Consider the following 11,751-nt stretch of genomic DNA (forward strand, 5'->3'; position numbering starts at 1 on the left):
ACACTGCCCGCGGCTGAGTGCGTCAGGCCTTCCACCACTCCCGGCCCGAAGGCAGCTTTTCGATGCCGGCGCGGTCGACGAGCGGCAGGCGTTCCGAAGCGCTTTCGCCCCCAATTGCGAAGTCCGGGGCGATTTCGGTCAGCGGCACGAGTACGAAAGCGCGCTCGAAAAGCCGCGGATGCGGCACTTCGAGGCCCGTTTCGTGGATCACACGTTCCCCGAAGGCCAATATGTCGATGTCCACGAGGCGCGGCCCCCAACGCTCCTGGCGGACACGCTTGAGCTTGCGTTCGGCTTCCAGGCAAAGTTCGAGGAGTTCGCGCGGTGAACGGCTGGTGGAGATTTCCACGGCGCAATTGAGAAAATCGGGCTGGTCCAGCTTGCCCCACGGCGGAGTGCGGTAGAGCGACGAGACGGAAACGACCTCCGTCTGGGGATCGGCGTCCACCATGCGCAACGCCGCCGCCATCGTCTTTGCCGGATCGTCGAGATTGCCCCCGAGGCTCAGATAGACCCGCTCTCTGCTAGGGTTGGACAAGCGTCACCTCGATAGCTGGAAAATGGTAAGTGGCCGGCCCAACGATCACGAGCCCGGCTTGGATGTCTCGCGTGCGAGGATAGCATCCGCGACCGCCAGCGCGTCGGCATTGATTGCGACATTGTGAACCCGAAACACGGATGCCCCCTTGAGCCTGAGGATCACGCTGGTCGCCGCCGTGGCGGCATCGCGCGCCTCGGAAGTTCTGCCGGAGACGTGTCCCACGAAGCGCTTGCGCGACGTGCCGACGAGCCATGGGAAGCCGAGCGCATGAAGCTCGGAAAACCGGGTCATCAGTTGCAGATTTTCCTCTGCATCCTTTGCAAAGCCGAAGCCGGGATCGAGCAATATCTGCTCGTCAGCCACGCCGGATTCTCGTGCGATCCGCAGCGACTTTTCCAGGAACTCGAACTGGTCCGCGATGACGTCCGGGTTTTTCTCGCGCTCGCGGCCCGTGTGCATGACCACTAGCCCTGCCCCCGTCTCCGCCGCCAGGCGGGCGATGCTAGATTCGCGCTGTAGCCCCCAGACATCGTTGACGATATGCGCGCCGGCGGCGACCGCCAACCGGGCCGTCTCCTCGCGGTAGGTGTCGACGGAAATCAGCGTGTCGCCGAACCTGGCAAGCGCGGCGATGATCGGCAGGATGCGCGCCTGCTCTTCCTCGGGCGTCACCGGGGTTGCGCCCGGCCGGGTGGATTCGCCGCCGACGTCGATGATCGAGGCGCCTTCGGCGATCATCCGCCGCGCCTGCTCGATGGCGCGGTTGGGGTCGACGAACTGTCCGCCATCGGAAAAACTGTCCGGCGTGATGTTGAGAATCCCCATCACCAGCGCCTTGGTGCCGATATCCAGAAAGCGCCCATGCGCCAATCGCCATTGTCTGGTCATTGTCGGTTGCTCATTGCCGATGATGCGGAAGCAACAAGAAATCGCCGCATCTGTACCTTAGCTGCGGGGCGACGATTTTCCGTTGCGCGTCAGACGCCCGTAACGCAAGGTATCTCAAGAGGCAATATATGATGAAACGCGCCCTGCTGACCGCCGCAACGTTCACCTGCATGGCAATGCCCGCCGGGGCAGCCAGCGTTTCGAAGACATACAGCTATTTCCCGATCGGCGGCACCACGTTGGAGCAGATCGAAGCGGAGCTTTCGCGGCGCGGGCCGCATGTGAGCCGTTCGAACAGCCGCCACCCGGGCGCCACGCAAATGCAATTCACCACCAAGATCGCATACGCGCAGGGCAAGGGCTTTTGTGAGGTCGCCGACGCCAAGACCACACTGACGGCCAAGGTCATCCTTCCGAGATGGAGCCGCCCTGCCAAGGCGGACAAAGACGTCAGGCTGGTGTGGGACACCCTCGCGGCCGATATCAAGCGCCATGAGGAAAGCCATCTGGTGATCGCCAAGAATTACGCGCGCGAGCTTGAGCAGGCATTGATGGCGATGGGCCGGCAGAAGAACTGCGAGGTTGCGGCCGAGACGGCAAAGGCGGTCACGGAGAAGGTGCTCACCCGACACAAGGAAGCGCAGGCGGAGTTCGACAGGATCGAGGGCAAGAATTTCGAGAGCCGCCTGACAAGGCTGCTGAAATACAGGCTCCAGCGGATCCAGGCCGGACGCATACCCGGCTGACCGGCCCCCGGCGGGGCCCGGCCCCGAGCATCCTGGCCTAGTCCGGCACCCCGAGCTTCTTGTGGATGCTGGAAGACGAGGTGGTGTACTGGAACACCACGCGCTCGCTCGGGCTGACGATCTTCTTTGCGGCCTGGGTCATCAGCGCCGCCTCGTGGAAACCCGACAGGATCAACTTCAGCTTGCCCGGGTACCAGTTGATGTCGCCGATGGCGAAAATGCCCGGCACCGAAGTTTCAAACTTCTCCGTATCGACCGGGATCTGATTCTCATGGAGATTTAGGCCCCACTCGGCTATCGGACCGAGCTTCATGGTCAGGCCGAAGAACGGCAGCATGCGCGTGCATGCAATCTCGACTTCCCCTTCCGGGCCTTTCACCGTCGCTCCCGAAAGCTGGCCGCCCTCGCCCGACAATCCAGTGATCTGCCCCACCTGGAAATCCAGATCGCCCCGCTCCTTCATCGCCAGCATCTTGTTGACGCTGTCGGGAGCGGCGCGAAACTCCGGCCGACGATGCACGAGCGTGATGCGCCTGGCGACGGGCTGCAGGTTCAATGTCCAGTCGAGAGCCGAGTCGCCGCCGCCGACGATGACGACATCGTGCCCGCGAAAATCCTCCATCCGCCGCACGGAATAGAAGACGCTGGTCCCCTCATAGGCCTCGATGCCCGGAATTGGCGGCCGCTTGGGCTGGAAGGCGCCGCCGCCGGCCGCGATCACCACGACCTTCGCCTCGATGACCTCGCCGGTGTCGGTCATGGCCCGAAAACTGCCATCCTCGAGATTCTCGAGTCCCGAAACCATACAGTTGAAGGTGAATTCGGGCTTGAAGGGCTCGATCTGCTTCATCAGCTGATCGACCAACTGCTGCGCCGAGATCGAAGGCCAGGCCGGAATGTCGTAGATCGGCTTTTCTGGATAGAGTTCGGCGCATTGCCCGCCCGGCCGGTCGAGAATGTCGACGAGCCGGCATTTCATGTCGAACAGTCCGAGTTCGAACACAGCAAAGAGCGCAACCGGCCCCGCGCCGATGATCAGAACGTCCGTCTTGCTGCTTTGCATAGGCCTGCCCCCGATGCGCCGTTCGCACCCTCGTCGCGACAGAGATCGCCGAACGGCGCCGTGGGCGACGAGCGGTTATCCCTGCCGTTCAGGAACCCGCACGACAAGACCGTCGAGTTCGTCGCGGACCTTGATCTGGCACGACAGCCGCGAATTTGGCCGCACGTCGTAGGCGAAGTCCAGCATGTCCTCTTCCATGGCCTCCGGCTCGCCCACGGCGTTGGTCCATTCCTCGTCGACATAGACATGGCAAGTGGCGCAGGCGCAGGCACCGCCGCACTCCGCCTCGATGCCTGGTACGGCATTGCGGATTGCGTTCTCCATGACGGTCGAGCCGTTCTCGGCCTCCACGTCGAAACGAGTGCCGTCGAAGGCTACGAAGGAAAGCTTGGTCATTACAGCCCCTGAAACGAATACACCGCCGAGATAATCACTCCGGCGCGCAAGTCAACTGCCGCGCAAAAACGCCCCAAAATGACGCAGTTGGCATGGGTGTGGTAAAAACCACTAGCGACTGATGGCGGCGACGAAATCCCTGAGTTCGTCGATCAGCGTCGCCAGGCGCTCCAGCACGTGCTGGTCCTGCGGCCGATTCTCGATCTCGACCGCGCAATCGGCGATGGCAAAGGCGCCGACGCCGCGAGCCGCGCCCTTGAGCGCATGCGCAAGCTCAAGACGCTCCTGTGTGCCGGCCCCACCGATGCGGTCGCGCACCTGCAACGCCTGGTGCACGAACAGGTCCAACACCTCCTGCTCGAGGGCCCTGTCGCCCATCGTCTGCCGGCCGAGATGGATGAGATCGACCGGACGCGCCGACATCGGTCCCGAACTCTCTCCGCCCGGCATCGAAAATGCCACAGCATCGTCTTTTTGCGGTGCCATTTCACCCTTCTCCGAGCAGCGGCGCGATCGGCCAAAACCATTCAATCATGTGGATAACGAAGTAATGCGCAAATCCTGGAATCAGCTCGCAAAACCGCCAAATTCTTGGCTTCGTTAACCTTATGTTTAAAGTTTTACGTATCGACCCCGATTCAAGTTTCCTTTACCCGACTGTGCCAGTACGATACGTAAAGTCCATAAAAGGCCTCACAAGCGAGCATCTATGAGCCCCCACTTAGGCGAACTCGCGGCATTGAGTATAGGGTAACGGCGACATGGCGAAAAAAAGCTCCACAACAAAAAACTTCGACCTCGACGTTGCCAAGGAACTTGAGGAAGCGCTCGACTTCGACCTAGCCGCGGGCGCAGACGAGCTCGACATCGCCTCGTCAATGGAAGACCTGGAAGCGCAGATTTCCAAAGCCGCCGACGAGCTGGCACGCGAGAGCCGCGCCGAGAAGGCGGCCGCCCAGCCGGCGATCGCTCAGAAAGCAGCCCCCAAACCCGCCAATCAGCAGCCTGCCGCCGACCTGCGCCCGGTCGAGTCAGCACGCCCTGCCAGCTTTGCCGCAGCCAATGACGACCAGCAGAGGGACTATCGCACGCTTCTGAATGGCATCAACCGCCGCTCGTCCTCCAGCGTCTACTGGGTGGTCGCGGTCCTCTCGCTGCTGTGGGTCGGCGGCGGCGTGCTGCTGGCCAACAAGCTCTTCAACCCTGGGCTCCTGGAAATCCGTTCCATCGATCAGGTCCTGGCGCAGCCCTACCTGATCCTGCTCGGCGCGGCCACGCTCATGCCGATCATCCTTTTCTGGGCCTTTGCCTTGATGATTCGGCGCGCGCAGGACATGCGGCTGGCCGCGCAGTCGATGACCGAGGTGGCCTTCCGCCTCGCCGAGCCGGAAAATCTGGCCCAGGATCGCGTCATGACGGTTGGCCAGGCCGTTCGGCGTGAGGTCGCGGCCATGGGCGAAGGCATCGAGCGCACCCTCGCCCGCGCCGTCGAGCTGGAAACCCTGGTCCACACCGAGGTGAGCCAGATCGAGCGCTCCTATTCGGAGAATGAATCCCGCATCCGCTCGCTCGTCGACGGGCTCGGCAACGAGCGCGAAGCAGTCATCACCCATGCCGAGCGCGTGCGTGCCTCGATCAGCGGCGCGCATGAAACGCTGCGCGACGAACTCGATTCGGCTGGCGACATCATCCGCCAGAACATCCTCAATGCCTCGACCAAGCTGTCGATGACGATCACCAATTCCGGCGACTCTCTGATCGACCGGATTCACGAGAGCGGCTCGTCGATCTTCGATTCGATCGACCAGCGCCTCGACACCATCGGCGACCGCATCACGACATCGGGCGAAGCTTTCGCCAGCCTGCTCGACACCCGAATCGCCAAGCTCACGCAGAGCACGGACGACATGACGCGTTCGCTGTCGGAGCTGCTGGACGACCGCACCGCCGGCATGGTCTCGCTGCTGGGCAGCGCCGCCCGCACGCTCAATGCCGATTTCGAAACGAGCCTGAAGGGCATTGAACGCACCTTGGCCGAACGCGGCCAAGAGCTGATCAGCGAATTCCAGACCCGCGCCGAAGCGCTCGACACCGGAACCCAGAAGCTCAACGCCGCGCTCGAGGCGCGTGCGCGCCAGATCAACGAGACCCTTGTCGACCGCGCCCGCGAGATCGCCACGACCTTCACCGAGGGCAACCAGAACCTCTCGGCCATGATCGAACAGGGCCGCGCCAAGATCGGTGCCGAAATGGCCGACATGGTCATGTCGACCTCCTCCATGCTGGAGGCCCGCGCCAGCGATTTCGCCGGCCGTCTCGAATCGACGCGTCACATCGTCTCCAACGCCTTCGACGCCGACCTGCAGAAGCTTGCCGAGGCGCGGCAGAGCATCGACGAAGCCGTCGACGTGCATGCCAGCCGGTTCGCCGAAACCAGCGACCGCATCGCCTCCTCGCTGCAGGCGGACCTCGCCAAGTTCGAGGAAAGCCGCGCCGGCATCGACGAGGCTGTCAGCTTGCAGGTGCTGAAGCTGGCCGAGGGTCGCACTCTGATCTCGCGGGCACTCGACGAGGATCTGCGCAAGATCAACGAATCGCGCGCCACCATCGACGCCTCGCTCGGCGATCATCTGGAACGGCTGGCCGAGAGCCGCGCCAACCTCGCCCGCGCCCTGACGGAAGATTCGGACAAGCTCACGCAGGCACGCGCGGGCATCGACGACATGGTCACCAACCACGTCGGCAAGCTCAGCGAAGGTCGCAACATCCTCTCGCGCGCCCTCGAAGCCGACCTCGGCAAGCTCGCCGACAGCCGGGCAGAGATCGACAATCTCGTGGCCAGCCAGGTCGAGAAGATCGCCGAAGGCCGCGGCGTCCTTTCGCGCGCTCTCGAAGCCGATCTCGAAAAGATCGCGGACAGCCGTTCCACCATCGACCATCTGGTCGACGGGCAGATCGAGAAGCTCGAGCAGGGCCGCGAGCGCCTGACCCGCGCGCTCGAGGACGACCTGAACAAGCTCGCCGAGAGCCGGTCGAGCATCGACGGGCTGGTCGCCGGCCAGGTCGAAAAGCTGGCCGAGGGCCGTGACATCCTCAAGCGTGCCCTCGAGGCCGATCTCAACAAGCTGGCCCATAGCCGCGCCGACATCGACGGGCTGGTCGCGGGCCAGGTCGAGAAGCTGGCCGAGGGCCGTGACATCCTCACGCGTGCCCTCGAGGCCGATCTCAACAAGCTCGCCGAGAGCCGGTCGAGCATCGACGGGCTGGTCGCCGGCCAGGTCGAGAAGCTCGCCGAGGGCCGCGACATCCTCAAGCGCGCCCTTGAAACCGATCTCGATAAGCTGGCTCAGAGCCGCGCCGAGATCGACGGCATGGTCACCAGCCAGGTGGAAAGGTTCACCGAGGGTCGCGAGCGTCTGACGCGTGCGCTTGAGGACGACCTGAACAAGCTGGCCGAAAGCCGCTCAAGCATAGACGGACTCGTCGCCGGACAGGTCGAGAAGCTCGCTGAAGGCCGCAACATCTTGCGGCGCGCGCTGGAGCAGGATCTGGCCAGCATCGACGCCATGGTCAACAGCCACGCGGAGAAGTTCAACGAGAGCCGGCGCATGCTGACGCTCTCGCTCGAGGAGGACCTCAACAAGCTGGCCGAGAGCCACACCACGCTCGACGGCGTCGTCACCGGCCAGGTTGAGCGCCTCGCCCACGGCCGTGACATACTCACCCGCGCGCTCGAAGCCGACATCGCCAGCATCGAAGGCCTCATCGCCGCTCAGGCAGACAAGCTTGTCGAAGGTCGCAAGATCCTGTCGCGGGCGCTGGAGGCGGATGTCGCCAGCATCGACGGTCTCGTCGCCGGCCAGGCCGAGAAGGTCGGCGAAAGCCGCAGCGTGCTCACCCGCGCACTCGAAGCCGACATCGCCAACATCGAAGGCCTCATCGCCAGCCAGAACCGGCGCCTGGAAGAAGGCCGCGCCATGCTGGCCCGCACGCTGGAAGAAGACCTGCAGAAGCTGGCCGAAAGCCGCTCCGGCATCGACGGACTGGTCGCCGGCCAGGTCGAGAAGCTGGCCGAGGGCCGCGACATTCTGAGGCGCGCGCTGGAGGCCGATCTCCAGAAGCTGGCCGACTCGCGTTCGCAGGTCGATGGACTGGTCGCCGGCCAGGTCGCCAAGATGGTCGAAGGCCGCAACGCTCTCACCCAGGCACTCGAGGCCGACCTGCAGAAGATCGCCGAGAGCCGCACTGGCGTCGACGACATCATTGCTGCCCACATCGGCAAGCTCGCCGAGGGCCGCGACATGCTTACCCGCGCCCTTGACGACGACCTGGTGCGCCTCGCCGAGACCCGCCGGGACATCGACGATGCCGTCTCGACGCACATCCAGATCATCGCCGACAAGCGCATCGACATCTCCGAGGCCCTCGCCTCTGACGTCGAGAAGATCGAGGACGCCTTCCGCCGCCAGACGGGCGTCATCGAAGAGCGCACGAGCACCATGGAGCGCGCGCTGACGCTGGGCGTCGACAATGTGCGGACAGTGCTCGAAAACAGCGCCGTCGTCGTGGCCGGCTCGCTGCGCGAGAAGGTCCTGGAGGTTACCGCCGCGCTCAACGAAGAAGCCGGCCGGGCCTTCACCGACGCCGACCGCCAGATCGCGGAGCGCGCCGAACAGACCTCGGCCGCCCTGCTGGCTCGGGCCGACGACATCACCCGCGCCTTCGAGCAGGCCGACAGCCGTCTGGCCGCCCGCGCCCAGGAAACCTCCGGAACGCTCATCGCGCACGCCGAGCAGACCGCAGAGGCGATCGCAGCACGCGCCGGCGACCTTGTCCGCACCTTTGACGACGCCGACCAGAAGCTTGTTGCCCGCGCGGTCGAGACCGCGAACTCGCTGGCCGTTCGCGCCGGCGACATCCTGCGCAACTTCGAGAGCGCCGATCAGCGCCTGAGCCAGCGCATCGGCGAATCGGCCGAGGCGCTTGCCGCCCGCGCCGCCGAGCTTGGCCGCATCTTCGATGCCGCCGACCAGCAGTTCGTCTCGCGCATTGCCGACGGCGCCACCACGCTGGGCGCACGCGCCGTCGAGATCGTCCGCAACTTCGAGGCGGCCGACGAGCGGCTCGCGGCCCGCGCCAATGAAACGGCCGACGCGCTTGCCGGACGTGCAGCCGAGATCGGTCAGGTCTTCGAGAATGCCGATCAGCGCATCGCAGCACGCGTCAGCGAAAGCGCCGAGGCGCTTGCCGGACGTGCAGCCGAGATTGGCCAGGTCTTCGAGAATGCCGATCAGCGCATCGCCGCCCGTGTTGCCGACAGCGCGTCGGTCATCGGCTCGCAGGTATCCGGCATTGCCAGCACGCTATCCGAGACCGAGCAGCGTGTGGTTGCCCGTGCCCAGCAGACTTCGGCGGAACTGGATGCGCGCGCCAAGGCGATCGAGGACACGCTCGCGGGCGCGGACCAGCGCTTCGCCGCCGGTATCGACGCCGCTGCGGCTCGCGTCGACGAGCATGTCGCGCGGGCGGAAGGCCGCCTTGCTTCCAGCGCCGAAAACGTCGGCCAAAAGCTCAGCGAGCAGGTTTCGCAGGCCGAGACCCAGCTTGTCGCCCGCGCCAACACGATTGCGGAAACCTTCACCGCCGTCAGCCAGCATATCGGCCAGAGCACCAACGAAGCAGCCCGCACCATCGGCGCCAACACCCGCGAACTGAACGCTATGCTGGCCGAGCGTTCCGCCGAGATCACCAAGATCCTCGACGAGAATGCCCGCCCGCTGGTCGACCGCTTCGCTGAAAGCGGCGACGAGCTGCAGCGCGGTCTTGAGCAGGCCACGCAGCGTGCGACCGAGCGGCTGCGTACGGAAAACGCGGCCCTGGTCAATGCACTGGCCACCCGCACTGCAGAGACACTGTCTGCGGTCGAAGGCGCGCGCAGCTCCCTCGCCGAGGGCGTCAGCGACCTGATCGGCCGGCTTTCGACCTCCAGCTCGCAGCTCAACGACCTGATCGAAAAGGCGGCGTCGAACCTGGCCAATGTCGACGAGCGTCTCGCCGGCAGCACGCAAAGCTTCGCCGCGACCACCGAGAAGGCGGCGCAGACCTTCGCAAGCTCGGCTCGCCTGGTGGATTCGAACACGACCCGCCTCACCGAGCTGTCCTCCAACACGCTGAAGGAAGTGGCGTCCATCGCCACCCGCTTCGACGAGCACAGCCGTCTTCTGACGAGCGCGTCGGAACTGCTCGGCTCTGCCCAGAGCAATCTGGAGCACACGCTCGAGCGTCAGTCCTCGCTCGACGATCTGGCGGTCGGTCTGGTCAAGAAGTCGGAAGACCTGGAGCGTATCATGCGCTCGTTCGAGGATCTCGTCGGCAAGGCGCTCGAAAAGGCCGAAGGCCGCACCATCGCCTCCACCGACAAGATCCGCAACGCGATCACCGAGGTCGTTGAATCGGCCACCAAGCGCTTCGCCGACGCCACCGAGGACATGCGGCGCACGGCAAGCTCCATCAAGAACGACCTCGACGCGACCCGCGCCGAACTCAAGAAGGGCGTGCTCGACATGCCCGAAGAGGCAAAGCAGTCGACAACCGCGATGCGCCGTGCCGTGACCGAGCAGATCAACGCTCTCAAGGAACTGTCCGAGATCGTCGCCAAGTCCGGTCGTACCGTGGACGTGGCGGAGCGCGCGCCCCAGCCCCGCGCCGCCGAGCCGCGCCGCGCCGCGCCGCAGCCGGCGCCTCAGCTGCCGCAGGCCGGCGATCTCGCGCTGCGCGGTACGCTCGATGTCGATGCACGGCCGCGCGAAGGCGCAACCCGTGCTCAGCCTGGCGGGTGGGTGCGCGACCTGCTCACCGGCGCGTCCCGCGAGGACAATGCGCGCAAGGGACCGGCCGCGGAAGCGCCGCGCCCCGCCGCCCCCGCGCGCTCCCCGGCCCATGTCGTCGAATCGCTGAACTCGCTTTCGGTCGACATCGCCCGCGCGATCGACCACGACGCCTCGATCGAGCTGTGGAACCGCTATCGCCGCGGAGAACGCGACGTCTTCACGCGCCGCCTCTACACGCTCAAGGGCCAGCAGACCTTCGACGAGATCCGTCGCAAGTTCCAGGCCGACGGCGAGTTCCGTGCCGCCGTGGACCGCTACTGCGACGACTTCGAGAAGCTGCTGAAGGACGTCTCGCGCAACGACCACGACAACGTCATGTCGCAGACCTACCTGTCCTCCGACACGGGCAAGGTCTACACGATGTTGGCCCATGCCAGCGGGCGCCTGCGGTAAGGCAGGCCACCATCCGGAAACAAAAAAGGCGGGAATTTCCCGCCTTTTTCTTTGCCCGGCAATTTTTCTGTATGGCGATCAGAGAGCTTCGAATTGGCCGCAAAGCGCTCTGACGAGCGGATGCGCTGCGCAAGCGAAGCCCCGCCTCCGCAGGAACTTCCCCATCGAACTCTCGGGTCAGATCGTCGTTTCGGTCCACTTGACGATTTCGAGCGCGGCAAGCCCGAAGGCCCGGTCCAGCGCCCGCGTGTAGACATCGTTGCCGCTGCCGGAAACCGGCGAACTGGCCCGGAAGCTGCGCGACGCCTTCACCTCGCCATTGCGATCGTTGAGCAGGCGCACGAAAAGCTCGACCTGGGCGCTGCGGCTGCCGTCGACATAAACCTCGAAGGCGCGAACCTCGGCGATGACCTGGTAGTCGATCGCCAGCCCCTCGCCAGGCAAGCCGACGCCGGAGAAGGCGCCCGAGTGCTGGAACGTCTCGGCCAGTCGCGCCTGCACGACGCGCGGCAGCCGATCCGCCCACTGCGCCCCCTTCAGATATTCGATGACGCCCGATGTGCGCTTGATGACGATGCTCTGGCCATCGAGGATCTTCAGCGCGGAAGGCTCGGCGATCAGGATCTGCATGCGTCTCTTCGTCGGCTTCGCCTCAGGCGAAGGCGCCGACAATTCGTAGGTATCAAGAGGCTCCGATTTGCCAAACAGGGCGCAGCCAGACAGTGACAGCGCGACAACGGCAATCCCCGACATCAATTGAAGCGTCTTCACCGTAAATCCCGTCCCCAAGATCCCAACTTCCAGCAAAGCTGGCGGTCTTCCCTCTCCACGAAC

Annotated in this window: 8 protein-coding genes; 2 read left to right on the plus strand and 6 right to left on the minus strand. The window is 64.8% G+C overall.

Annotated elements, in window-relative coordinates; genetic code table 11:
* Positions 1–22: 22 nt before the first annotated feature.
* Together folK and folP are read right to left on the minus strand one after the other, a co-directional pair.
* The gene (folK, locus tag ABLE85_RS05045; RefSeq protein ID WP_348791612.1) at positions 23–538 is read right to left on the minus strand and encodes a 2-amino-4-hydroxy-6-hydroxymethyldihydropteridine diphosphokinase; all 516 of its coding nucleotides are present in this window, start codon (positions 536–538) and stop codon (positions 23–25) included.
* A gap of 45 nt (positions 539–583) precedes the next feature.
* Positions 584–1,429 carry a dihydropteroate synthase gene (folP, locus tag ABLE85_RS05050; protein ID WP_348791613.1) on the minus strand — a complete coding sequence of 282 codons (846 nt, stop codon included), beginning with the start codon at positions 1,427–1,429 and terminating at the stop codon, positions 584–586.
* A 128-nt stretch (positions 1,430–1,557) separates the two neighbouring features.
* On the opposite strand from folP, the gene ABLE85_RS05055 reads away from it, so the two are divergent.
* Entirely contained in the window at positions 1,558–2,175 is a 618-nt protein-coding gene (locus ABLE85_RS05055; protein WP_348791614.1) for a DUF922 domain-containing protein, read from the plus strand.
* A gap of 37 nt (positions 2,176–2,212) precedes the next feature.
* Here ABLE85_RS05055 and ABLE85_RS05060 read toward each other — a convergent pair whose 3' ends face one another.
* From ABLE85_RS05060 to ABLE85_RS05070, 3 genes are all read right to left on the minus strand, one after another.
* Positions 2,213–3,238: an NAD(P)/FAD-dependent oxidoreductase gene (locus ABLE85_RS05060; protein ID WP_348791615.1), complete on the minus strand. Its 1,026-nt coding sequence runs from the start codon at positions 3,236–3,238 to the stop codon at positions 2,213–2,215.
* A 75-nt stretch (positions 3,239–3,313) separates the two neighbouring features.
* A complete protein-coding gene (locus ABLE85_RS05065) occupies positions 3,314–3,634 on the minus strand; it encodes a 2Fe-2S iron-sulfur cluster-binding protein (RefSeq protein WP_348791616.1) in 321 nt (106 codons plus the stop codon).
* A gap of 111 nt (positions 3,635–3,745) precedes the next feature.
* The gene (locus tag ABLE85_RS05070; protein ID WP_348791617.1) at positions 3,746–4,120 is read right to left on the minus strand and encodes an Hpt domain-containing protein; all 375 of its coding nucleotides are present in this window, start codon (positions 4,118–4,120) and stop codon (positions 3,746–3,748) included.
* Between the two features lie 275 nt (positions 4,121–4,395).
* On the opposite strand from ABLE85_RS05070, the gene ABLE85_RS05075 reads away from it, so the two are divergent.
* Positions 4,396–10,917: a kinesin gene (locus ABLE85_RS05075; protein WP_348791618.1), complete on the plus strand. Its 6,522-nt coding sequence runs from the start codon at positions 4,396–4,398 to the stop codon at positions 10,915–10,917.
* 177 nt (positions 10,918–11,094) lie between these two features.
* On the opposite strand, the gene ABLE85_RS05080 is transcribed toward ABLE85_RS05075, so the two are convergent.
* Positions 11,095–11,670 carry an ABC-type transport auxiliary lipoprotein family protein gene (locus ABLE85_RS05080; protein ID WP_348792109.1) on the minus strand — a complete coding sequence of 192 codons (576 nt, stop codon included), beginning with the start codon at positions 11,668–11,670 and terminating at the stop codon, positions 11,095–11,097.
* Between the last annotated feature and the right edge of the window lie 81 nt (positions 11,671–11,751).

The organism is Mesorhizobium sp. KR1-2, assembly GCF_040045035.1.
In the GTDB taxonomy this organism is placed as follows: domain Bacteria; phylum Pseudomonadota; class Alphaproteobacteria; order Rhizobiales; family Rhizobiaceae; genus Pseudaminobacter.

Bases quoted from the DNA above. Each gene is read 5' to 3' on its own strand.
- folP (WP_348791613.1), bottom strand. From the start codon at position 1,429: ATGACCAGACAATGGCGATTGGCGCATGGGCGCTTTCTGGATATCGGC.
- ABLE85_RS05055 (WP_348791614.1), top strand. From the start codon at position 1,558: ATGATGAAACGCGCCCTGCTGACCGCCGCAACGTTCACCTGCATGGCA.
- ABLE85_RS05060 (WP_348791615.1), bottom strand. From the start codon at position 3,238: ATGCAAAGCAGCAAGACGGACGTTCTGATCATCGGCGCGGGGCCGGTT.
- ABLE85_RS05065 (WP_348791616.1), bottom strand. From the start codon at position 3,634: ATGACCAAGCTTTCCTTCGTAGCCTTCGACGGCACTCGTTTCGACGTG.
- ABLE85_RS05070 (WP_348791617.1), bottom strand. From the start codon at position 4,120: ATGGCACCGCAAAAAGACGATGCTGTGGCATTTTCGATGCCGGGCGGA.
- ABLE85_RS05075 (WP_348791618.1), top strand. From the start codon at position 4,396: ATGGCGAAAAAAAGCTCCACAACAAAAAACTTCGACCTCGACGTTGCC.
- ABLE85_RS05080 (WP_348792109.1), bottom strand. From the start codon at position 11,670: ATGTCGGGGATTGCCGTTGTCGCGCTGTCACTGTCTGGCTGCGCCCTG.